Origin of the sequence: Pseudomonas sp. GW456-12-10-14-LB2 (assembly GCF_002884345.1) — a bacterium.
Classification (GTDB): Bacteria; Pseudomonadota; Gammaproteobacteria; order Pseudomonadales; family Pseudomonadaceae; genus Aquipseudomonas; species Aquipseudomonas paraglycinae.
Window position 1 is genome coordinate 31,049 of record NZ_POHV01000017.1, and the last position, 24,651, is coordinate 55,699.

Below are 24,651 nucleotides of genomic sequence, written 5' to 3' on the forward strand. Positions count from 1 at the left end.
CCTATGAAAGCCCACCTGACACTTCTCGCCGCCAGCGTTTTGCTGGCGGCGTGCGGCAGCCCCGCGCCACGCCCCGACAACGGCCTGCAACCACCGCCCGCCTGGCAATCGCCCGAACATCCCGGCGCCAGCCAAAGCGATCGACAATGGTGGACTCATTTCGGTAGCACGGAACTCGATCATCTGATCGAACAGGCTCGACTGGGCAGCCATGACCTGGCCGCCGCCGTCGCCCGAGTGAGGCAGGCGCAGGCCAGCGCGACCATCGCCGGTGCGCCGCTGCTGCCCGAGGTCAAGGCCGGGCTGAATGCCAATCGCCAGAAACTCCTGCACGGCAAAGGCTACAGCCAGCTCGACGTGAACCCCGACAACCGCTCGCTGGATTACTACGACGCCGAGTTGAGTGCCAGTTACGAAATCGATTTCTGGGGCGGCAAACGCGCCGCCCGGGACAGCGCGGTGTTCGGTGTGCAAGCCAGTGAATTCGACCGTTCAACGGTGGAACTGACTCTGCAAAGTGCCGTCGCCAACAGCTACACCCAGGCCCTGGCGCTGCGCGAACAGGCGTGGATCGCCGAACTCAATCTGACCAATGCGCAAAGCGTTCTGCATCTGGTGCAGACCCGCTACGACGCCGGCAGCGCCACCGCGCTGGAACTGGCCCAGCAGAAAAGCCTGGTCGCCGAACAACAGCGCAAACTGCCGCTGGTACAACAACAGGCCCGCGAGGCACTGATCACCCTGGCCGCGCTGCTCGGCCAACCGGTGCAGGAGCTGCCGACACCCCGGCAGGCATTCGCTCAACTGCAATGGCCGGACATCGCCAGCGGTGTGCCCAGCGATCTGCTGCAACGGCGCCCGGACATCGCCAGCGCCGAAGCCAGACTGGCCGCCGCCCAGGCCGATGTGACCGTCGCCCGCGCCGCCATGCTGCCCAAGGTCACGCTGACCGCCAGCCTCGGCACCGGCGCGGACCTCGCATCGAATCTGCTGCGCACGACCTTCTACAACCTGTCGTCAGGTCTGGTGGCACCGATCTTCAACAATGGCCGCCTGCGTGCCGAACGCGACAAGGCCACGGCGCGCCAGGAAGAATTGCTGGAGACCTATCGCGGCGCAATCATCAATGGCTTTGCGGACGTGGAAAAAGCTCTTACGAGCATCCGCGGCCTCGATGAACAGCGTCAATGGCAAGGCGAGGAACTGCGCCAGGCACAGACCGCGTTCGATATCGCCCAGAGCCGCTATCAGGCCGGTGCCGAGGATCTGCTGACGGTGTTGCAGACTCAGCGCACGCTGTATGCCGCCCAGGACATGAACGTGCAGCTGCGGCTGTCACGCCTGCAGGCCAGCATCGCGCTGTACAAGGCGCTGGGCGGGGGTTGGCAAGTCATCTGAACAGCGCTTTGTTCAAGGCAAAAAAAATCGCAGCCCGACGCTGCGATTTTTTTTGCCTTCAGAGTTGCCGCCCCTTGACCTTCAGGTGCCTGGCGTACCACGGCCGCTGCGGCACTTTGCGGAACAGGTCGGCCATGTTGTCTTCATCGCCGAACGTGATGCGCAATGCCAGCTTCATGGTTTCCGGGTCCATCTCCACCGAGCGTCCTGCCTGAAGGCCGGGAACGGTGCTGCAACCATGGGTGTCGGGGCCGAGCCACGGATCATCGACCTCGACCCAGCGCCCCGGTGCAAACCATTGGACGCCATTGACTTGCAGGCGGCTCACTTCACCTGGATGAAAGCGTTCGTGAGCGCGATACCAGTCTTCGATGCGGTCGTCGATCCAGCCATGGAAACGCCAGAACACCGGGTTCACATGGGAGGAAAACGGATCGCCGAGAAAATCGTTTTCCGGGGCATACCAGCGCGCCGCGAAATCAGCCTGATCGCGAGCCATCGGCACTGGAATATCATTGGATGGATCACGGGCCACCGATGCCCAGCGCATGTGCAGCCAGTCGTGCAGGCCCAGCTCGACTTCCGAGCCGAACTGGCCGAGCGTCAGCTTCGAGAGATAGCGCGGATCGGTGTACTGCGATTCCCAGACCTGGAAATTGCTGTGGTAGGTCTCGGCCGTCTTGATGTCGCTGACCCACTGTGTGTATTCGTCATCGCCTTCCGTCAGCCAGGTCGGCGGCAAGGCATCGCCGTCGTGGTTGTCGAAGTAGCGGGCGAACCCCAGACGATCACGCTCGAGTTCCGGTTGCGGCGCGGGGAATTTCAACCAGGACGGCAAGTCCTGCATTGAGCGGGCGGTGCCCAGCATGTGCCGGTGCATGAAGAAAAAGTCGATGCCCGAGCCGTTGCGATCCTTGCGCGGACCGCGCGCATCACGCTCCTTGTAACGCGGGCCGGGTTGCCAGCCGATGCCGCGCAACGCGTCGCGTTTTTTCTCGGACAGTTTGTGCCACTTGTCCCGCGAGGCATGCCAGAGCTGGTGAAACAGGCGATGCTCGGGCGATACCAGCCACGCCAGCAACGTCGGGTTCAGACCGGTTCGCTCACGCGCCTCGGGGAAACGGCGTTTGATGGCGATGAACCGGTTATCGAGCTCCGGCAAACCCAGCGGCCGATCCAGGCGCAGCACCTGCCCGGTGAACGTGCCGCTGCCGGCATTGCCGAAGGCCGCCCAGACTTCGTCCAGTTTGACATCGAGCTCGTAGACCGCCGGCGCCTGTGGCTGGTCCGTGCGCATCAGACGCCAGTACAACTGCGCGCCATTACCCGAGACCAGATCGCCAATGACGTCATAGCGGGGCAAACCGTCGCCCCGCAACCGCGCGCCGGTGTCGAGACAGCCGCGCAAGCCGCGCCCACGCTGGGCAATATCGAGAAACAACTCCAGGCCTTCACGGGGCAGGCCGTCGAGCCCGGCATCGGCGCCTGTGAAACGGATGTCCCAGACACCGCGCAGGTTATCGGCCAACTGCTGGCCGGCAGTGTCCGCCAGATCCACCGTGGCCTCGCCCGGCGTGATCGGCTCCTCCTCGCGGGTCAGCTCACGATGTGCATAAAAAGCGGCAGGCAGCGCAGCGCCCGTGAGTGCCATGCCCGCCATGAACCAGCGTCGAGAGATCGTCATTGCCCTACCTGTGTCAGCCATGAAGCAGGCTTTATCCAAGCTAGAACGTTTGCTGGTGCGACAAATTTATCGCCTGCCCGAAAAGATCTCCGAACGCCCGGACCGCGTTCGCGCGTTCTTTTGCCGCCTCGCTAAATTCTTTGCCTCCCCAGTCGTTCCTCCCAGATAGCAAAGGCCCCTGCGCCTGTACCTCGACGGCGAACCTGAATGAGATGGCAATGACAAAACCGCGTTCGAAAAAGGCTCTATACATCGGCCTGCCGCTGGCCTTGGCGATCAGCGCCGGCGCAGGCTTTCTGGCCTGGGATTACTGGTTCAGGGACAACCCCGGCTACCCGGTCAAGGTGATGAAACAGGCCACCGAACTGCAGGAGCGGATCCTGTCGTTCGACAGCCACATCACCGTGCCCTTGAGTTTCGGCGCCCATGGCAATGAAGCCGACAAGGACGGCTCCGGGCAGTTCGACCTGATCAAGGCCAACCGTGGACGGCTGTCCGGCGCGGCGCTGACGGTGTTCGGCTGGCCGGAAATGTGGAACGGCCCGAACGCGCCTCACCGCCCCACCGACGGTTTCGTCGAAGAGGCCCGCAATCAACAGGAAGTGCGCTACAAGATCATCTCGGGCCTGGTGCGCGACTTCCCCAATCAGGTCGGCATCGCCTATACCCCTGACGATTTCCGCCGCCTGCATGGCGAAGGCAAGTTTGCGATTTTCATCAGCATGCTCAACGCCTACCCGCTGGGTAACGACCTGAGCAAACTGGACCTGTGGGCCGGTCGTGGCATGCGCATGTTCGGCTTCAGCTATATCGGCAACAACAGCTGGGCAGACTCCTCGCGCCCGTTGCCGTTTTTCAATGATTCCCCGGATGCGCTGGACGGCCTCTCGGACATCGGCAAACAGGCCGTGCACCGCCTCAATGACCTGGGCGTGATCATCGACGTCTCGCAGATGTCGACCAAGGGCCTGGAGCAGGTTGCGCAACTGAGCCGTACACCGCTGGTGGCTTCGCACTCCGCGCCGAGAGCGGCGGTGGACATTCCGCGTAACCTAAGCGACAAGGAACTGCAGCTGATCAAGAACAGCGGCGGCGTGGTGCAGGTGGTCGGTTTCTCGCAGTACCTCAAACCGCTGACCCAGGGCACCCAGGACAAACTCAACGCCCTGCGCGCCCGCTTCGATCTGCCGCCTCTGCCGAACCTGGCCATGGCGCTGATGCCGGGCGACCCGATCATCACCGCCTGGTCGGAACAGAAACTCGGTCAGTACGCCAGCGGCCTGTACGGAATTCTCGAAGAGGAACCGAAAGCCACCCTGAAGGACTTCGGCGACGCCATCGACTACACCGTGCGCAAGATCGGCATCGACCACGTCGGCATCTCTTCGGACTTCAATGACGGCGGCGGAATCAAGGGCTGGGAAAACGTCGGCGAGATCCGCAACGTCACCGCCGAACTGATCCAGCGCGGTTACTCCGAAGCCGACATCGCCAAGCTGTGGGGCGGCAACTTCCTGCGGGTCTGGGATCAGGTGCAGAAAGCCGCCAAACCTGCCCTGATCTCCCGTCAGGACACGACCCGACCATGACTGACCGCCGCACTTTTCTGAAGCAGGCCGGCGTACTGGCCGCCGCTCTGCCTCTGGGCGTGAGCCTGGCTGAACCGGCCCGCGCCGCCGCTTCGCCGCAGGACAAATGGTTGGCCTTGCGCGGGATGTTCGAACAGGATCCGGACGCGATCCACTTCGCCAACTTCCTGGTGACATCGCACCCAAGGCCCGTGCGCGAGGCTATCGCTCGCCATCGTGCGGACATCGACCGCAATCCGGGCCTGGCCATGGACTGGGATCTGGGCGTCACCGAACAGCGCGAAGAAAACGTGCGGGTCTGGGCCGGCCAGTACTTGCAGGCCAGGCCGAGCCAGATCGCCCTCACCGGCAGCACCACCGAAGGTCTGGCGATGATCTACGGCAGTGTGCACGTACGCCCGGACCAGGAAATCCTGACCACGGTTCACGAGCATTACTCCACCCGCAACATCCTCGACTTCCGCACCGCCCGCGACGGCACCCGGGTGCGCAAGCTCACGCTGTTCGAGAACCCGCAAAGCGTTTCGACGGATCAGGTGCTCGACATCATCAATCGCAACATCCGCCCCGAAACCCGCGTCCTCGGCATGACCTGGGTGCATTCGGGCAGCGGCGTGAAACTGCCGATCGCCGACATTGGCCGCCTCGTCGACGAACACAACCGAAACCGCGACGACAAGGACCGGATCATTTACGTGGTCGACGGCGTGCACGGTTTTGGTGTCGAAGACCTGAGCTTCCCGCAGATGAACTGCGATTTCTTCATCGCCGGCACGCACAAATGGATGTTCGGCCCGCGCGGCACCGGCATCGTCTGCAGTCGCAGTGACGAAGTGAAATACGTCAGCCCCAGCGTGCCGACCTTCTCCGAAGCCACGACCTTCGCCAACACCATGACGCCCGGCGGCTATCACGCCTTCGAACATCGCTGGGCGGTGGACGAAGCGTTCAAGCTGCACCTGCAACTGGGCAAGGCCGACGTGCAGGCGCGCATCCATCAGCTCAACAGCTATTTGAAGCAGCGCTTGCTGGAACAGCCGAATGTCGAACTGGTGACCCCGGTCGATCCGGAGTTCTCTGCCGGTTTCAGCTTCTTCCGGGTCAAGGGCCGTGACAGCGATGACATCGCCGCTCGCCTGATGAAACACCGCGTGGTCTGTGATGCCGTCAGCCGCGACGTCGGCCCGGTGATCCGGACCGCGCCCGGTCTGCTCAACACTGAAGCCGAAGTGGACCGTTTCCTCGATTTGCTGGGCAAGACGCTGCGCGCCTGACCCCTGCGCCCCCGGTTTTACTTTAAACAGAGACGACTCATGAAAAAGCCTCACGCCTCAATCACCTTCAAGGCATTGCCCGCCCTGGCCCTGACCGCCCTGTGCGCGGGCCTTCTGCCGGGCGCCGCCCTGGCAGCCACCCCGCCGGCCCCCGGCAAAGTGTTCAAGGACTGCAAGGATTGTCCGGAAATGGTGGTGTTGCCGACCGGCACTTACACCATGGGCACACCGGACGACGAAGTCGGCCGCGAACCCGACGAAGGCCCGCGCCACGAAGTGACCTTCACCCGACCGTTCGCCATCAGCCGCTTTCAGGTGCTGGTCGGCGAGTGGGATGCATATGTCCGCGAGACCGGCGCCAAGCCCTATGACTTCGATGATCGCCCGGGCCGCCGCTGCACCGCCGGCAAGCCCGAGTTCAAACAGACCAAACGCGACCCGGCCGTCTGCATGAACGTGGCCGAAGCCCAGGGCTACATCGACTGGCTGTCGAAAAAGACCGGCCACAGCTACCGCCTGCCGAGCGAATCGATCCGTGAATACGCGGCCCGTGGCGGCAGCACCGGATCGTTCCCCTTCCCGTTCGACGAAGGCAGCGACTACCAGATTTCCAAACACGCCAACACCTACGGCGCCGCCGACGGTTACAACTTCACGTCCCCGGCCGGCACCTTCCCGGCCAACGCCTTTGGCGTGTACGACGCCCACGGCAACGTCTACGAATGGACAGCCGACTGTTATCACAAGGATTACTCCGGCGTACCCAACGACGGCCGCCCATGGGTACAGGAAAACTGCGAACGCCAGGTCATGCGCGGCAACGACTGGGGCGAGGCACCGGTGTTTTCCCGTTCCGGCAACCGCAACAGCAGCTGGCCGACCAGCAAGGGCGACTGGCTGGGCTTTCGCGTAGTGCGCGACCTCTGATCCCGCCTGTCAGCGACCGCAGCCCGTCTGCGGTCGTTTAAAGAAACCCTGTGACCATTCGTTTTCCTTACATACCGGCACTCCCTCCGCACCGAAGCAGGAATCCTCCATGACCAAGCCAACGCGTGGGGCGATCAACGAATTGTTCGCCCTGCTCAAGCCCTTCCGCCTGATTGTCTGCGTGTCCATCGTGCTCGGCATGATCGGCGGCCTGAGCGTCACCGTGCTGCTGGCGACCATCAACAACGCCTTGCACTCGGCCGACGGACTGACCCGCACCGTGGTCATGATTTTCGCCGGGCTCTGCGCCCTGGCCTTGCTGACCACGATCCTGTCCGACATCGGCACTAACTACGTCGGCCAACACATCATTGCCCGCCTGCGCAAAGAGCTGGGGGAGAAAGTGCTGTCGGCACCGATCGACCAGATCGAACGCTATCGCAGCCACCGCCTGATTCCGGTGCTGACCCACGACGTGGACACCATCAGCGACTTCGCTTTCGCGTTTGCACCGCTGGCCATTTCCATGACCGTGACCCTGGGTTGCCTCGGTTATCTGGCGATGCTGTCCTGGCCGATGTTCCTGATGATGCTGGTGGCAATCGCCATCGGCACCACCATCCAGGCGATTGCCCGGGCCAAGGGCATGCGCGGGTTTTACGCTGCGCGCGACTCCGAAGACGAGCTGCAAAAGCACTACAACGCGATCGCCGAAGGCGCCAAGGAACTGCGCATCCATCGCCCGCGCCGCCAGCGCATGTTTGTCTCGGGTATCCAGAATACTGCCGAAAAGATCTGCGACACCCAGATCAAATCGATCAACACGTTCGTGATCGCCAAGTCCTTCGGATCGATGCTGTTCTTCGTGGTGATCGGCTTGGCCCTGGCCCTGCAATCGTTCTGGCCGAGCGGTGACAAGGCCGTGATGAGCGGCTTCGTGCTGGTGCTGCTGTACATGAAGGGCCCGCTGGAACATCTGGTCAGCACACTGCCGATCATCAGCCGCGCGCAGATTGCCTTCCGCCGGATTGCCGAACTGAGCGAGCAGTTCTCCTCGCCCGAGCCGCACCTGCTGCTGGAAGACCAGGGCAAGAAGCCCGGTGCCGTCAACCGTCTGGAATTGAACAATGTGCGTTATGCCTTCCCGCCGGTTGCAGGCAGCGAACCGTTCCGCCTCGGACCGGTCAACCTGCGCATCGAGCAAGGCGACATCGTGTTTATCGTCGGTGAAAACGGCTGCGGCAAAACCACCCTGATCAAACTGCTGTTGGGCCTGTATGCGCCGACCGAAGGCGAGATCCGGGTCAACGGCCAGCCGATCACCGCGTTGAACCGTGACGACTACCGCCAGAACTTCACCACGATCTTTGCCGACTACTACCTGTTCGATGACCTGATCCAGGGTGACCGCGAAGTGCCGCAGGACGCTACCCGCTACCTCGAACGCCTGGAGATCGCGCACAAGGTCAGCGTGCGCGACGGAGCGTTCACCACCACCGATCTGTCCACCGGCCAGCGCAAGCGTCTGGCACTGGTCAACGCCTGGCTCGAAGAGCGCCCGGTGCTGGTGTTCGACGAATGGGCCGCCGATCAGGACCCGACATTCCGGCGGATTTTCTACACCGAACTCCTGCCCGACCTGAAACGGCTGGGCAAGACCATCATCGTGATTTCCCACGATGACCGTTACTTCGACGTTGCCGATCAGCTAGTGCGCATGGAGGCCGGAAAGGTCAAAAGCGAACTGCAAACCGCTTGATCGACGAAGCCGCGGCCAGGCCGGAAAAATATTTTCCGGTTTACCGCGGCTTTCTCGTCTTAATGAGATGAATAAGAACCATTAACAACTATACCTGCCAAGGTCTTAACCTCATGTCCGCATCCCGCTTCATGCTTCGCCCACTGACCCGAGCCCTGCTCATGCACGGTGCTACCCGCTCCCGTCTGGCCACCACCGGCCTGGGACTGGCAATGACGCTGGCCGTCGCCCCGTATGTCCAGGCCCAGGAATGGACCCTGAACATCCCGGCGCAACCTTTGGCCCAGGCCCTGCAATCGCTCGGTCAGCAGACCAGCCTGCAAATCATCTACAGCCCGGAAAGCCTGCAAGGCCTGCGCTCCACCGCCCTGAACGGCCGGTATGCGGACGACAGCGCAATCGCGGCCATCCTCAAGGGCACCGGCATCCGTCATCAGCGTGACGGCAATACCGTGACCCTGCTGGCCCCCGCCACCGGCAGCGCGATGGAACTGGCACCGACCAACATCGACGGGCAACGACTGACGGCCACTACCGAAGGCAGCAACTCCTACACCACCGGTGGCGTGACCATCGGCAAGGGCGTGCACTCGCTGAAGGAGACCCCGCAGTCGGTCACGGTCATGACCCGCAAGATGCTGGACGACCAGAACCTCAACACCATCGAACAAGTGATGGAAAAGACTCCGGGCATCACCGTTTACGACTCGCCCATGGGCGGCAAGTATTTCTACTCGCGCGGTTTTCGCATGACCGGCCAGTACCAGTACGACGGCGTGCCGCTGGACATCGGCAGCAGCTACGTACAGGCCGACAGCTTCAACAGCGACATGGCCATTTATGACCGCGTCGAAGTGCTGCGCGGTGCTGCCGGCATGATGAAAGGCGCAGGCGGTACGGCCGGTGGCGTCAACTTCGTGCGCAAGCGCGGCCAGGACACCCCGCACACCCAACTGTCGCTTTCGGCAGGCTCGTGGGACAACTATCGCGGTCAGGTCGACACCGGCGGCCCGCTGAACGACGCCGGCACCATCCGTGGCCGCGCCGTGGTCACTCAGCAGACCCGCCAGTACTTCTATGACGTGGCCAGCCGCAAGGACCAGATCTACTACGGTGCGCTGGACTTCGACCTCAGCCCCGACACCACCCTGGGCCTGGGCATGGCCTATGAAGACGTCGACGCCACACCTTGCTGGGGCGGTCTGCCGCGCTACGCCGATGGCTCCGACCTGCACCTCAAGCGCTCCACCTGCCTGAACACCTCGTGGAACAACCAGCGCAGCAAACGCGCCACCTACTTCGGCGACGTGAAACATCAGTTCAACGACGACTGGTCCCTGAAAGTGGCCGGGGTCTTCTCGCGCAACACCCAGGACATGGAGTACGCGTTCCCGAGCGGCGCGGTGCCGGTAGGCGCCACCAGCTCCAACACGCTGATGCTGGGGAGCATCTACGACTACGAGCAGACCGACTACGGCTTCGATGCCTACGTGGACGGCAAATTCGACGCGTTCGGCCAGCAGCACGAACTCACCGTCGGCGCCAACGCCAGCCGTTCCCACAAGGATGACTTCTACGCCGTGGCGGCCTTGCCACAGCGCCAGAACGTACTGAACCCGAACCATCACCTGCCCCAGCCTGACGAAAGCTACTACCTGGCCAATGCCTCCCGGGGCGGTCCGGTAGATATGCACATCAAGCAATACGGTGTTTACTCCACCGCCCGCCTGAAGCTGGCAGATCCACTGACCTTCGTGCTGGGCAGCCGTGTCAGCTGGTACAAGTCCGACACCGATTCCGTGCAGTACTTCCGCGGCGAAGGCACCCCGGTCAACACCAAGTCCACCGAAACCGGACAGGTCACCCCGTTTGCCGGGCTGTTGTTCGACCTCAACGACAACCTGACCGCGTACGCCAGCTACACCGATATCTTCACCCCGCAAGGCGGCTACAAGACCATCGACGGCGGCACCCTCAAACCCCTGATCGGCCAGAGCTACGAGCTGGGGATCAAGGGCGAGTGGTTCGACGGTCGCCTGAACAGCTCCTTCAACCTGTTCCGCACCATTCAGAAAGATGCGGCCCAGGATGACCCGCGCTGTGAAGACAGTTCCTGCTCGCTGAACTCCGGCAAGGTCCGCGCCCAGGGCTTCGAAGCGGAAGTCAGCGGTGAAGTGATCGATCGCCTGCAACTGCTGGCCGGCTACACCTACACCCAGACCAAAGTGCTGGAAGACGCCGACGCCACCCAGGACGGCGTGATCTATAACTCCTACGTACCACGTCACCTGCTGCGCGTCTGGGGTGATTACAGCCTGAGCGGCCCTCTGGATCGCGTCACCATCGGTGCCGGCGTCAACGCCCAGAGCGGCAACTACCGCACCTCGCCACTGGGCGGTGACAACATCACCCAGTCGGGTTACGCGGTCTGGAACGGTCGCATCGGCTACCGCATCGATGACACCTGGTCCGTCGCCCTCAACGGCAACAACCTGTTCGACAAACGCTACTACGCCACTGTGGGCACCGAAGGTTTCGGTAACTTCTATGGCGACCCGCGCAATTTCGTGATGTCGGTCAAAGCTGACTTCTGATTACAGCGACCATGAAAAAACCCCGCATTGCGGGGTTTTTTCTGGCCTGCGAATTTGTCTGAGGTTCAGCTCAATGCGCGATGCAGCGCACGGCTCAGGGTTTCGTGTACCTGCAGGACATCGGGCATCACCGACGCCAGCCTCAGCAAGTCGTGGGTCAGCCCCGGGCAGTGCTCGAGCTCGACGCTCACACCGTGCTCACGCAACTTGTCGACATACGCCTGGCCCTCATCGAGCAGCGGATCGAACCCGGCCAGCACGACAATGGCCGGGGCGACGCCACGCAGATCTTCGGCCAGCAACGGCGAGAAACGCCAGTCCAGATAATCTTCCGGGGTGCGCGCGTAATGCCCATAAAACCAGTCCAGTGTCTCGTCTTCCAGCAGATAGCCTTCGCTGAACAGGGCCCGCGAATCATGGGCACGGGAGGCGTCGGTGACTGGATAGCACAACAACTGAACCTTGGGTGCGATGGCCACGGTGTGCGGCTGAACCACCGCTTGCACCGCCAGTACGGTGGCCAGCGTGGCCCCGGCGCTGTCACCGCCGAAGGCGACCCGGCCCGAGTCCAGGCCCAACGAAGCCGCGTGTTCGGCCAGCCACGACAAGGCGTCCTCACCGTCTTCCAGTGCCGTCGGGAAACGGTGCTCCGGCGCCAGTCGATAGCCCACGGAGAGCACCGCGCATGGCGTGCGCCGGCAGAACTCGCGACACACGCCGTCATGGGAATCGAGGCTTCCGACCACAAACCCGCCACCGTGGAAATACACCAGCACCGGCATTGGCGCTGACACACCTTGCGGGCGATAAAGTCGCAGTGCCAGCGGCGCACCGTCCCGGGCGGTCGCGCTGATGGCCTGCACGTCCAGGTCTTCGGGCGCCATCCAGCGCAACTGCGCAGTGGTCTGTTCGAAGGTGTCCCGGGCCTGGGCCGGGGTCATTTGGTGCAGCGCCGGCAGACCGGCATCCTGGCTGTCTTGAGCCAGGTCGAGAAAGGCTTCCAGATCAGGGTGTAACGACATCGCGAAGATCCTTGTATCAGCAAAAAAGGGGCGCGCCTCGGCAACGCCCCTCAAAAATGATCCAGCGTGCAGCGATCAGCCCACACGCGCCATGCAATGCTCGATCAGCGCTTCAAGTTCACGCTGGTAATCCTGCATCAGTGCGTCCATGGTGCCGGCGCGATAACGCTGGCTGCTGTAGATGCAGCGCAGCGCCAACTGGCCGTCATACACCTGGCCGACAATTTCCAGCCAGTTGCCCAGGTTCGCCTTCAGACTGTAGTTGTCACCGGTTTCCTCCAGCGCCGGCACCAGCAGAGCCTGCTCGTCGAAGCTCTGGTCGAACTGCCCCAGGTAGTTGAACGTCACCCGCGCCTGCGGCAGATCCGCCAGTTGCCGGGACACCTCGGCGCCCGCCAGATGACGAAGCACGCCATACCCGATGCCCTTCTGCGGCACCGCCGCCAGCTGCGCCTGTACGTCGATGATCGAACGTCCGATATCGTCGCTGTCCGGACGCAACCGGACCGGGAACATGCTGGTGAACCAGCCAAGGCTTCGGCTCAGGTCGATGGATTCGAACAGATCCTCGCGGCCGTGCCCTTCCAGCAGAATCAGCGCCGATGGCTGACCGCTCCAGCGGCACAGGGCCCGACCGAGTGCCGACAGCAGCAGGTCGTTGATTTGCGTGCGATAGACCGCCGGCGCCTGCTTGAGCAATTGTTCGGTGTGCTCGCGGGACAATTTGAGCCGCGCCTGCGCCTGCTGGCGCACCTGATTCTTGCCGCGGTAGTTGTCGCACGGCAGATCGACGCCCGGTTGATCGAGCTGCTCCAGCCAGTACGCCAGCTCCTGTTCGGCAATCGCCGGGGCCTGAGCCTGCAAGGCCTCGGCAAACGAACGATAGCTGCTGGTACGAATCGGCAGTTGCGGCGCCAGCCCTTGCACACACGCTTCATAAGCGGTTTTCAGGTCATCGAGCAGGATCCGCCAGGACACGGTGTCGACCACCAGGTGATGAATCACCACCAGCAGTCGCGCCTGACCGTCCGGCAGGGCGACATGCATCACCCGCCAGACCGGCCCGTCGTCCAGCTTGAGGCTGCGCTGGGCAAGGTTGGCCAGCGCTTCGACCTGTTCGCTGTTCTCGGCTTCACGGCGCCAGAGCACCGCATCGCCCTGTTCGTTGGCGGTGCAGTAGCGTTGCAGCCAGCGCCCGCTCTCCCGAGTGAAGCGCAGGCGCAGCGAGTCGTGGTGTTGCTCGATCCAGCCCAGGGCCTGCTCAAGCGCATCCAGATCCAGTGGCTGACGCGCACTCAACAGCAGTGACTGGTTGTAGTGATGGGCTTCGGACATGCCCTCGGCGAAGAACCACTCCTGGATCGGCAACAGATTGAACAAGCCCTCGCCCGCCACCTGCGTGACGTCCACCAGCGGCTGTCCGGCGCCTTCCTTCGTCACGTTCTGTTCGACGATGCCGGCGATGGTCTGATAGCGCATCAGATCGCGCAGCTTCAGATCCATTTGCAACGTCGGGTGGTTCCTGACCCGGGAAATGACCTGCAGGCTGAGGATCGAATCGCCACCCAGTTCGAAGAAGTTATCCGTGATGCCCACCTGTTCGACTTGCAGCACCTGAGCCCAGATCTCGGCCAGCAGTGTTTCCTGCTCGTTGCGCGGGGCGACATATTCCTCGCTCTTGAAGTCCGGCTCCGGCAGCGCCTTGCGATCGAGTTTGCCGTTGGGCGTGACCGGGAAAGCACTCAGGCAGACAATTTGCGCCGGCACCATGTACTCCGGCAGCGAGGCGCGCAGCCCGGCCTTGAGTTCATCGCCCACGTCTTCACCCGTTGGCGTCACTACATAACCGATCAGTTGCTTGCCGGACGCATTGTCCCGGGCGATCACCAGCGCATCGGTCACACCCTCCAGTTGACGCAGGCTGGCCTCGACTTCACCCAGCTCGATGCGGAAACCGCGCACCTTGACCTGATGGTCGATGCGCCCGACGTAATCGACCACGCCGTCCTGACGCAAACGCACAAGGTCGCCGCTGCGATACAGGCGCTCGCCGACCGCGAACGGATTGGGTACGAAGCGCTCGCAGGTCAGATCCGCACGGCCGTGGTAACCACGGGCAACCCCATAACCGCCGATGTACAGCTCACCGGCAAAACCTGGCGGCAGCGGGTTCAGATCCTCGTCCAGCACGTACAGCGAACGTGCACCGACGGCACGACCGATCGGAGCATAGGCCGCTTCACAATGCTGGCTCACCGGGACCTTCCAGAGCATCGGCGTGACCACGGTTTCCGTCGGGCCATAACCGTTGGTGAAGTATTCGGGACGCAGGGCCGCCTTCACCTGTTCGAAGGTCTGGTCCGGCACGGCATCACCGCCGAAGCAGTAGATGCGCACCGGTGGCGGCGCGATGCCGCTGGCCGCCGCGTACTCGGCCAACTGTTTGAGATAGGCCGGCGGGAAGCAGGCGATGGTGACGCCATACTCGTGCAAGGCGGCGTAGGTCTGCTCCGGCGTCCACAGGCAACCGTCGCGAATCACCAGGCGGCCACCGCTGTAGAGCGTGCTCAACCAGCGTTCATGGGCACCGTCGAAAGCGAATGACATGAAGTGCAGCTCGCAGCTGCTGGCGTCCATTTCATACAGTTCGGCGATCGCCTGACAGTGCATGCTCAACGGCCCTTGCGTGACCGCAACGCCCTTCGGCCGCCCAGTGGAACCGGAGGTATAAACCAGATACGCCAGCCCTTGCTCCTGCACACGGGAAACCGGCGCGTGATCGGGGTAGCGGGACTCGTCGAGCTGATCGATTTCCAGACGCAGCAGTCCTTCAGGCGCCGGCAAGGTGGCGCGCAGGCTGCTCTGGGTCAGCAACAGGGCCATGCCCGAATCCTCGATCATGTACGCCAGTCGCTCAGGCGGATAATCGATATCCAGCGGCACGTAGGCCGCACCGCTCTTGAGCACGGCGAGGAAGCTGACGACCATTTCCAGCGAGCGCGGCAGCGCCACGCCGATCACCACTTCCGGGCCCGCACCGTGTTCGGCCAGGCAGTGGGCCAGACGATTGGCCCGTTGTTCGAGTTCGGCATAGCTCAGGCTCAACCCGGCGCACTGCAGGGCAATAGCCTCGGGTTGATGCTGCGCATGCCGGCTGATCAGTTGCGGCAGCAGCACCGATTCGTGGCTGGAGACCGGTTCGGCACTCCAGGCCTGGATCGCCTGCCACTGCTCGTTCGACAGGCGCTGCAGATTGCCCAGTCGCTCGTAAGGCGCACGCATCATCGCTTCGAGGGTGTTTTCCAGCGTCAGGCGAATGCCTTCCACGGCCTCGGCGCTGAAGTGGCTGCGCAGGTACAGGTACTCGATCGACAGCTCGTCACCCAGCATCACCGCGAGGTCCATCGGTACGTTGGTCACGCCGTGGCCGATGGATTTGCCGAAGGTCAGGTCGGTGTCGTTTTCTTCTTGCAGGCGATCATCGATCGGGAAGTTCTCGAACACGATGATGCTGTCGAACAGTGCCTGGCCACCGAGGTTGGACCAGCGCTGCACATCGGCCAGCGGCGCCTGGGAATAGTCACGAATGTCCAGGTTGTAGGCCTGCACTTCGCCGAGCCAGTCCGCCAGGCGCTGATCGGCCTGCGGCGTCTGGATGATCGGCAAGGTGTTGATGAACAGACCCAGCATGTTGCCGACATTCGCCAGCCCTTCGGGACGCCCCGAAACCGTGGCACCGAACGTGACCGTGCGCTGCCCGGTGTAACGCTGCAACAGCAGCAGCCAGGCGCCCTGAATCAACGTGTTGGGGGTGATGCGCAGGTCGCGGCAGAACTGCAGCAGGCGTGCGGTTTGCGCCTGATCCCAGTTCGAGTAGATCGCATCGTGGCCGGAGACATCGGCCGAATGGCGCGGATGGATCGCCTGGCTCAACGCCGTCGGCTCGTTGACCGCCGCCAGACGCGCTTTCCAGAACAGCTCCTGCGCGTCCTGATCCTGTGCCTGCAACCAGGCGATGAAGTCGCGGTAACGACCGTTCTCACCGCTGACCTTGCCCTTGGAGTAATACTGCAAGACTTCGCCGAACAGGCGCGAGCTGCTCCAGCCGTCCATCAAGATGTGGTGGCTGGTCCAGATCATCTGATAGCGGTCATCGCTCAGGCGCAACAGCGTCACCCGCTGCAGACGTGCCTGGGACAGATCGAAGCCGAGGGCACGATCATCGCTGGCGAATTCGGCGATCAACTCATCGCTGACCTCACGCTCGCGCCAGTCGAGCACCTGCATCTGCAGCGGGGCCTGACGATGGACCACTTGCAACGGCTTGGCCAGCCCGTCCTGCCAGTGAAAACTGGTCCGCAGGATCGCCTGGCGATCGATCACAAATTCCCAGGCGCCCCGGAAACGCTCCACATCCAGGCCCTGGATCGGCAAGCTGACCTGGTTGACGTACAGGCTGCTGCCATTGTCCGAGAGCGTGTGGAACAGCATGCCCTCCTGCATCGGCGACAGCGGATAAACGTCCTCGATCAGATCCGCCGGCACCGGCAACGCATCGAGCTGCGCCTGCTCCAGACGCGCCAGCGGGTAGTTTTCCGGCGTGCCGTCGGCCTGCTGCGCGGACTCCACCGACGCCACCGTCGCCAGTTTCTGCACGGTCTGTTGCTGGAACAGATCCTTGGGGGTAAAGCGAATGCCCTGCTGGCGCGCACGGCTGACCAGCTGGATGGAGATGATCGAATCACCCCCCAGGCTGAAGAAGTTATCGGTCACACCGACCCGGTCAATCTTCAGGATGTCCTGCCAGACCACGACCAGCTGTTGCTCAAGCTCCGTTGACGGGGCGACATAGTCCCGGGCCGACTGATTGGCGTCCGGTGCCGGCAAGGCTTTGCGGTCCAGCTTGCCGTTGGGGGTCAGCGGCAGCGCCTCGAGGTACAGCCACTGCGCAGGCACCATGTAATCCGGCAGGTGCGCCTTGAGGGCGGATTGCAGCGATTCGCTCAGCTCATCCTGCTCCTGAAGGCTGAGGCCGGATTGGGTCGGCACCACATACGCCACCAGTTGTTGACCGCTGAGGCCGTCCACCGCCAGCACCACGCCTTCACGCACGCGGTCATGGGCCAGCAGGCGCGCTTCGATTTCACCCAGTTCGATGCGGAAACCGCGCACCTTGACCTGATGGTCGATGCGGCCCACGTATTCGATCCGACCGTCGTCACCCAGGCGCGTCAGGTCGCCGGTGCGGTACATCCGTTCGCCGCTGGTCGAGGCCGGGTTCGGCACAAAACGCTCGGCGGTCAGGCCCGGACGGAACAGGTAACCGCGGGTGATGCCGTCACCGGCCAGATACAGCTCGGCCGCCACCCCGATCGGCGACGCTTGCAGTTGCCCGTCCAGCAGGTACGCGGTGGTGTTGACCAGCGGCCGGCCGATGTTCGCCTGGCCGCCGGCTTCGCGGCGGGTCCAGGTCGAATAGGTGGTGTCTTCCGACGGCCCGTACAGGTCATAGACGTGCTCGACCGACGTCTCGCGGTACAGGCTGTCGACCACACTTTGCTTGAGCGGCTCGCCGGCCAGATTGATGATCCGCACGCCATTCGGAATATGCCCGGCACGGTGCAAGGCAGCGATGGCCGACGGCACGGTGTTGATCAGACGCACCTGATCGCGCTCCGGCAGGTCCGGCAGTTCCAGGGCATTGCGCGCCATGACGATCGAACCGCCACGCGCGAGGGTGACAAAAATCTCCCACACCGACAGGTCGAAGCAGACCGACGTCGAGGCGAGCACGCCTTGCAGGTCAGCCTCGCTGTAGACGTCGGCGGACCAGTGGATCAGTGCCTGGACGTTACGATGGGCAATCGCTACGCCTTTGGGTTTGCCGGTGGAGCCGGAGGTGTAGATGACGTAGGCCAGGTTCGCCGAATCGCCACACACGTCGAGGTTATCGGCAGCCGCATCGGCAAAGGCATCGCCGCCCGCCTCCACCAGCACCACCTGTGCATCGGTCTGCGGCAGTTGCGCCAGCAACGATTGTTGCGTCAGCAGGACCTTCGCCTGACTGTCTTCCAGCATGTACGCCACGCGATCGGCCGGGTAGTCCGGGTCCAGCGGCACATAGGTGCCACCGGCCTTGAGCACCGCCATCAGGGCGATCACCAGTTCCGCCGAGCGCGGCATCGCCACGCCCACCCGGACCTCGGCGCCGACGCCCAGCGTCGACAGATGACGGGCCAGCTGGTTGGCCCGGCGATTGAGTTCGGCATAACTCAGGGCCACACCGCCATGGCTCAGAGCCACAGCGTGCGGACGGGCCAGGACCTGCGCTTCGAAGCCTTGATGAATCAGACGCTCAGCCGGATACGCGGCGTGATTGTCGTTCCACTGCGCCAACGTGTTGTGCTCGGCACCCGACAGCAGCCCGACTTCACCCAACAGGCGTTGCGGCGACTCAAGGAACTGTTGCAACACTACTTCCAGGTGCGTGGCCAACCCAAATACGCCGCGCTCGGAAAACTGCTCGGTCAGGTAGTTGAAGTCCAGACTCAGGACCTCGCCGGCACCGGCGATCAGGGTCAGGCCGTAGTTGGTCTGCTCGCGGTGTTCCAGACCACCGAAGCGCAGGCCGCCCGGATTGGCCTCCAGCGTCTCTGATACCGGATAGTTTTCAAACACCAGCAAGGTGTCGAACAACGCTTCGCCGTTGAGCTCGGCCAGACGCTGAATGTCTTGCAGCGGCGTCTGCTCGAAGTCGCGCAGCAGCAGGTTCTTGTCCTGCACGCTGCGCACCCAGTCGCGCACGCTGACGCCCGGTTGCGGGCTGGCGATCACCGGCAAGGTGTTGATGAACAGCCCCAGTTGCTGCTCGACGCCCGGCAAATCCACCGGACGCCCGGACACCGTGGCGCCGAACGCGACCGTGGGCTGGCCGGTGTAGCGTTGCAGAATCAACAGCCATGCTGCCTGGACCAGACTGTTCAGAGTGACCTGCTGCTGGCGCGAGAAACTGTTCAGGCGGCGCGTGAACGCTGCATCGAACGTCAGGCGATGCACGCCCTTGCCCGCCCCCGGCTGCACGTTGCCCGGGCACGCCGAGGCCAGACGGGTCGGCTCGTCGAGCTCGGCCAGTTGCCCGCGCCAGAAAGCCTGCGCGGCCTGTTTGTCCTGGCCTTGCAGCCAGGCCAGGAAGTCCCGGTAACGGCCCTGCGCACCCGGCACCGGATGACCGGCGTAATCCTGCAGCACCTCACCGAACATCCGCGAGTTGCTCCAGCCATCCATCAGGATGTGGTGGCAGGTAAAGATCAGGCGATGGCGATCATCGGCCGTGCGCAACAGGCACAGACGCAGCAGCGGCGGGTTCTGCAAATCGAAACCGCGCTCCAGATCAGCCCGTGCCCGCGCTTCCATGGCCACGGCCAGGTCCGGCTCGTGGCGCATGTCCACTTCCGGCATTTCCAGGGTCAGCTGGCGATGAATGACTTGCAGTGGCGTGTCGAGACCGTCGCGACCCCAGATGAAACCGGCGCGCAGCACTTCATGGCGATCCACCACTCGCTGCCAGGCCTGCTGGAAGCGCGCGATGTCCAGACCTTCGATGTCCAGCAGCATCTGATAGACATAAGCGCTGGCATCGGCGTCATAGAGACTGTGGAACAGAATGCCCTGCTGCATCGGCGCCAGCGGATAGATGTCTTCGATCCGCTGGGCAACGATCGGCAGGTTGTCCAGATGGGTCTGGGACAACCCGGCCAGCGGCACGTCGGACGGTGTCAGACCACCGCTCGCGTGATTAAGGCAATGGTCGATCAACTCGGCCAGCGCGCCTTCATAGGCACGTGCCAGCGCATGGATGGTCGCGTCTTCGAACACATCGCCGCTGTAGGTCCAGGTCAGGCTCAACTGCCCCTGATAGACCCGGCCATCGATGGTCAGCGTGTTGGCCATCGGCGCGCGCTCGTCCTGCCCGGCGCCCTTGTCTTCGGTGGCCGGCACCCACAACGCGCCTTCATCGAAGTTGTTGTCGAACTGGCCGAGGTAGTTGAACGTCACCTTCGGCTGCGCCGCGCCGCTCAGGGCAGCCTGTGCCTCGGCGCTGCCCAGATATCGCAACAGGCCGTAGCCAATGCCTTTGTTGGGGATCGCCCGCAGCTGTTCCTTGATGCCCTTGATCGAGGTTTCGAAACCGGCGCCGGGGGTCAGACGCACCGGGAACATGCTGGTGAACCAGCCCACCGTGCGGCTCAGGTCGACATCGTCGAACAGGTCTTCACGACCATGCCCTTCGAGCTGTACCAGCGCGCTCTCGGCACCGGTCCATTCACACAGCACCTTGGCCAGCGCAGTCAGCAACAGGTCGTTGACCTGGGTGCGGTAGACCGCCGGGGCCTGTTGCAGCAACTGCCGGGTGCGCTCGGCATCCAGACGCGTATCGACGCTGCGCTCGAAACGGTTCCTCAACTGACCTTGCGGGTTGTCCAGCGGCAGTTCGATGCCCGCGCCGCTCAACTGCCCGCGCCAGTAATCCAGCTCGGCTTCCAGCACGGCACTGTGCGCATGCCCTTGCAGGCGCGCGCCCCAGTCCTTGAACGCGGTGGTCTTGGCCGGCAGGCGCACAACCTGCCCCGCCGTCAGCTGTTGGTAAACGGTTTGCAGGTCTTCCAGCACGATCCGCCAGGACACCCCGTCGACCACCAGGTGATGGATCACCAGCAACAGGCGCTGGCTGGCGTCCGGCAAGTCCACCAGCACCGCGCGGATCAGCGGGCCGTTGTCCAGATCGAGGCTGCGTTGCAGTTCCTGGCACAGCGCCGGCAAGACCGCGCTGTCCTGCAAGGTCACGGTGCGCAGCAGTTCCAGTTTCTGTTCGACCGGTGCGTGGGTCTGTTGCCAGCCACCCTCGAGGTCGCGGTAACGCAGACGCAAGGCGTCATGGTGCCGTTGCAGATGCTGCAACGCCTGCTCCAGTGCTGCCGCCGCCAGCGTTGCGGTCGGGGTCAGCAGGATCGACTGGTTCCAGTGATGACGCGCCGGGATATCGCTGTGGAAAAAGTACTGCTGGATCGGCGTCAGCACCGCCTCGCCGAGCACATCGCCCTGGGTCGCGAGCACCACGTCGCTCTGCTGCGCGACCGTGGCCAGGCGTTGCACCGTCTGATGCTGGAAGATGTCCTTGGGCGTGAAACGGATGCCCGCCTGACGTGCGCGGCTGACCACCTGAATCGAAATGATCGAGTCGCCGCCCAGCTCGAAGAAATTGTCGTTGAGGCCGACACGCTCGACCTTCAGCACGTCCTGCCAGATGGCGGCCAGTTGCTGTTCCAGCTCACTGCGCGGCGCGGCATACGCTTCCTGCACCTGAGCGACCTGCGGCTGCGGCAGTTGCTTGCGATCGAGTTTGCCGTTGGCGGTCAGCGGCAGGCGCTCGAGGAATGCCCAGCTGACCGGCACCATGTAGTCCGGCAAGGCGTCGCGCAGTTGCGCCTTGATCGAATCGCGCAGCGTCGCCTCGGCATCGGCTTGCAGTGCCTCGTTCGGCACGATCCAGGTCGCCAGTTGCTGACCGCTCGGGCCTTCGACCGCCAGCACCACCGCCTCGCGCACCGCCGGGTGCTTGAGCAGCCGGGTTTCGATTTCCCCCAGCTCGATACGGAAACCGCGGATCTTCACTTGATGGTCGATACGACCGATGTACTCGATCACCCCGTCGCCGCGCAGGCGTGCCAGGTCGCCGGTGCGGTACAGACGCTCGCCGGCCTGCGGGTTGAACGGGTCGGGCACAAAACGCGTAGCGCTCATGCCCGGCTGATTCAGGTAACCCCGGGCCAGACCGGCACCGGCGATGTACAGCTCGCCGATGCAACCTTGCGGCACCAGGTTCAGCGCGCTGTCGAGCAGGTACCACGACAGGTCGACGATCGGCTCGCCGATCGGGCTGCTGTGACTTTGCTCAAGGTCGGCCATCGACAATGGACGGTACGTCACGTGCACGGTGGTTTCAGTGATGCCATACATGTTCACCAGCGTCGGTGCACGGTCGCCGAAACGCTCGAACCATGGCCGCAGGTTCTGCACCTCCAGCGCTTCGCCACCGAACACCACGTAACGCAGCGAATGGTCGCGCGTGGATTCACTGGCCAGTTGCATCAGCGGCTTGAACGCCGATGGCGTCTGGTTCAGCACCGTGACGTGTTCATCGCACAGCAGGGTGTAGAAATCTTCCGGGGAACGGGTGACGTCGTGGGGTACGACCACCAGTTTTCCGCCGTACAGCAGCGCGCCGAAAATTTCCCAGACCGAGAAGTCGAACGCGTAGGAATGGAACAGGGTCCAGCTGTCGTCCGGGCCGAAACCGAACCAGTGGTCGGTGGCGCTGAACAGGCGGATGACGTTGCTGTGCGGCAGCAATGCACCTTTGGGTTTGCCGGTCGAACCGGAGGTGTAGATGACGTACGCCAGGTTGTCCGGGGTGGTCAGGCACACCGGGTTTTCGCTGTTGCCCGGCTCCAGTGTCTGGCTCAGGTCCAGGCAGGTGAGGCCCGGCGGAATCGGCAGCTGTGCCTGCAAATGGCCTTGGGTCAGCAGTAGACCGATGCCACTGTCCTCGATCATGTAACTCAGGCGGTCTTGCGGGTAGCCCGGATCCAGCGGCACGTAGGCACCGCCGGCTTTCAGCACGGCGACGATGGCGACGATCATGTCCAGCGAACGCTCGACCGCCACACCGACCCGCACATCCGGGCCGACGCCGTTCGCGATCAACCGGTGCGCCCACTGATTGGCCCGGCGATTGAGCTCGGCGTAGGTCAGCCGTTGCCCGGCAAAGGTCACGGCGACCGCCTCGGGATGACGTTCCGCCTGGGCTTCGATGGCCTGATGAATGCACTGCTCGACCGGGTGCTCGACCCGTGTCGGATTCCATTGGCTCAGCAGTTGTTGCTGACGTGCGTCATCGAGCATCGGCAACTGCCCGATGCTGCGCGACGGGTCGGCGACGATCGCCTGCAGCAGCGCGGTCCAGTGCTGTGCCAGACGCTCGATGGTCGCCGCATCGAACAGATCGGTGGCGTACTTGAGCACCGCTTCGATGCCGTGGGCCTGTTCGGTGGTGTTCAGCGTCAGGTCGAACTGGGCGGTCTGGCTCTGCCATTCCAGCGGCTCGATGCTCAGGCCGTTGAGGCGCGTCTCGACACTGCTGCGGCGTTCCGCCTGATGGTTGAACATGACCTGAAACAGCGGACTGTGGCTCAGGCTGCGACCCGGTTCCAGGGCTTCCACCAGTTGCTCGAAAGGCAAGTCCTGATGGGCCTGGGCTTCCTGTGCGGTCTGTTTGACCTGACGCAGCAAATCGACAAACGAGGTCTGGCTGTCAACGTCGGCCTTGAGCACCTGCGTGTTGACGAAGAAACCGATCAGACGCTCGATTTCCACCCGGCCACGGTTGGCCACCGGCACGCCGACACGGATGTCCGACTGCCCGCTGTAGCGGTGCAACAGTGCCTGGAAAGACGCCAGCAGCAAGACGAACAGCGTGACGTTTTCTCGCCGCGCAAAGGCTTTCAGGCCCTGGCTCAGCTGCGCATCGAGAATCAGGTTGTGGCTGGCCCCGGCAAAGCTCTGATCGACACTGCGCGCGCGGTCGAGCGGCAGTTCCAGCACCGGTTGTTCGCCGCCAAGTTTTTCCTGCCAGTAGGCCAGTTGCCGCGCCTGCTCGCCGGCTTCCATCCACTGGCGCTGCCACAAGGCGTAGTCGGCGTATTGAATCGGCAGGGGCGGCAGACCGGCATCGTGACCGAGGCTGAAACCGGCATAGAGCTGCACCAGCTCTTCGATCATCACTTGCAGCGACCAGCCGTCGGAGACGATGTGGTGCAGGGTCAGCACCAGCACATGGTCGTTCGGGTTGACCTGCAGCAGGGCCGCGCGCAGCAGCGGGCCTTGCTGCAGATCGAAAGTCTTCTGGCTCTGAGTCTGGACGAACGCCTGGATCGAAGCATCCGGGTCGCTCGCCAGCTCAGGGCTCAACGGGTAGGTTTCCAGCGCAAACGGTCCTGGCGGCAGGATCGTTTGCAGCGGTTGTTCGGTTTCCTGGGAGAACACCGTGCGCAAGGTTTCGTGTCGTTCGATCAGCGCCTGAAGGCTGCGCTCCAGCGCCGACTCATCCAGCGGACCCTGCAAGCGCAGGGCCGTCGGAATGTTGTAGGCCGCGCTGTGCGGCGCCCACTGCCAGAGAAACCACTGGCGCTGCTGGGCGTAGGACAGCAGCAGCGGCTCTTCGGCCGTGCGCTTGAAAACCGGGGCAATGTCAAAGAGGTTGACGCCTTTCTGCTTGAGCAGAACCGCCAGAGCCTTTCTTTGCTTAGCCGAAAGTTGTCCTACCGACTCGATTAACTCTTGCACGC

The 24,651-nt window shown here is 63.3% G+C and carries 9 protein-coding genes; 6 read left to right on the forward strand and 3 right to left on the reverse strand.

The genetic code is table 11. From position 1 onward, the window contains the following. Positions 1 to 3 precede the first annotated feature (3 nt). Positions 4 to 1,398 carry an efflux transporter outer membrane subunit gene (locus C1X29_RS13985; protein WP_102717685.1) on the forward strand — a complete coding sequence of 465 codons (1,395 nt, stop codon included), beginning with the start codon at positions 4 to 6 and terminating at the stop codon, positions 1,396 to 1,398. Positions 1,399 to 1,456: 58 nt separating this feature from the next. Here C1X29_RS13985 and C1X29_RS13990 read toward each other — a convergent pair whose 3' ends face one another. Next, positions 1,457 to 3,082, reverse strand: coding sequence for a PvdJ/PvdD/PvdP-like protein (locus C1X29_RS13990; RefSeq protein ID WP_085747859.1), 1,626 nt, complete (start codon positions 3,080 to 3,082; stop codon positions 1,457 to 1,459). Between the two features lie 218 nt (positions 3,083 to 3,300). Between C1X29_RS13990 and pvdM the strand changes: the two genes are divergently transcribed. The 5 genes from pvdM to C1X29_RS14015 all read left to right on the forward strand — a co-directional run bounded on the left by pvdM (position 3,301) and on the right by C1X29_RS14015 (position 11,225). After that, positions 3,301 to 4,671, forward strand: coding sequence for a pyoverdine-tailoring dipeptidase-like protein PvdM (pvdM, locus tag C1X29_RS13995; protein WP_102717686.1), 1,371 nt, complete (start codon positions 3,301 to 3,303; stop codon positions 4,669 to 4,671). After that, positions 4,668 to 5,945: an aminotransferase class V-fold PLP-dependent enzyme gene (locus tag C1X29_RS14000; RefSeq protein ID WP_102717687.1), complete on the forward strand. Its 1,278-nt coding sequence runs from the start codon at positions 4,668 to 4,670 to the stop codon at positions 5,943 to 5,945. The genes pvdM and C1X29_RS14000 overlap by 4 nt, the downstream gene beginning before the upstream one ends. 39 nt (positions 5,946 to 5,984) lie before the next feature. Beyond that, on the forward strand, positions 5,985 to 6,872 hold the full coding sequence (locus C1X29_RS14005; protein WP_102686980.1) for a formylglycine-generating enzyme family protein: 888 nt from the start codon (positions 5,985 to 5,987) through the stop codon (positions 6,870 to 6,872). A gap of 109 nt (positions 6,873 to 6,981) precedes the next feature. Beyond that, complete coding sequence (locus tag C1X29_RS14010; protein WP_102717688.1) at positions 6,982 to 8,631, forward strand: cyclic peptide export ABC transporter; 1,650 nt, start codon at positions 6,982 to 6,984, stop codon at positions 8,629 to 8,631. A gap of 113 nt (positions 8,632 to 8,744) precedes the next feature. Then, positions 8,745 to 11,225, forward strand: coding sequence for a TonB-dependent receptor (locus C1X29_RS14015; protein ID WP_102686979.1), 2,481 nt, complete (start codon positions 8,745 to 8,747; stop codon positions 11,223 to 11,225). Between the two features lie 65 nt (positions 11,226 to 11,290). Here C1X29_RS14015 and C1X29_RS14020 read toward each other — a convergent pair whose 3' ends face one another. Together C1X29_RS14020 and C1X29_RS14025 are read right to left on the reverse strand one after the other, a co-directional pair. Then, entirely contained in the window at positions 11,291 to 12,247 is a 957-nt protein-coding gene (locus C1X29_RS14020; protein ID WP_102717689.1) for an alpha/beta hydrolase, read from the reverse strand. Between the two features lie 75 nt (positions 12,248 to 12,322). Then, positions 12,323 to 24,649, reverse strand: coding sequence for a non-ribosomal peptide synthetase (locus C1X29_RS14025; protein WP_102717690.1), 12,327 nt, complete (start codon positions 24,647 to 24,649; stop codon positions 12,323 to 12,325). Positions 24,650 to 24,651: the final 2 nt, after the last annotated feature.

Coding starts and splice junctions, on each gene's coding strand:
- C1X29_RS13985 (WP_102717685.1), top strand. CDS start 4: ATGAAAGCCCACCTGACACTTCTCGCCGCCAGCGTTTTGCTGGCGGCG.
- C1X29_RS13990 (WP_085747859.1), bottom strand. CDS start 3,082: ATGACGATCTCTCGACGCTGGTTCATGGCGGGCATGGCACTCACGGGC.
- pvdM (WP_102717686.1), top strand. CDS start 3,301: ATGACAAAACCGCGTTCGAAAAAGGCTCTATACATCGGCCTGCCGCTG.
- C1X29_RS14000 (WP_102717687.1), top strand. CDS start 4,668: ATGACTGACCGCCGCACTTTTCTGAAGCAGGCCGGCGTACTGGCCGCC.
- C1X29_RS14005 (WP_102686980.1), top strand. CDS start 5,985: ATGAAAAAGCCTCACGCCTCAATCACCTTCAAGGCATTGCCCGCCCTG.
- C1X29_RS14010 (WP_102717688.1), top strand. CDS start 6,982: ATGACCAAGCCAACGCGTGGGGCGATCAACGAATTGTTCGCCCTGCTC.
- C1X29_RS14015 (WP_102686979.1), top strand. CDS start 8,745: ATGTCCGCATCCCGCTTCATGCTTCGCCCACTGACCCGAGCCCTGCTC.
- C1X29_RS14020 (WP_102717689.1), bottom strand. CDS start 12,247: ATGTCGTTACACCCTGATCTGGAAGCCTTTCTCGACCTGGCTCAAGAC.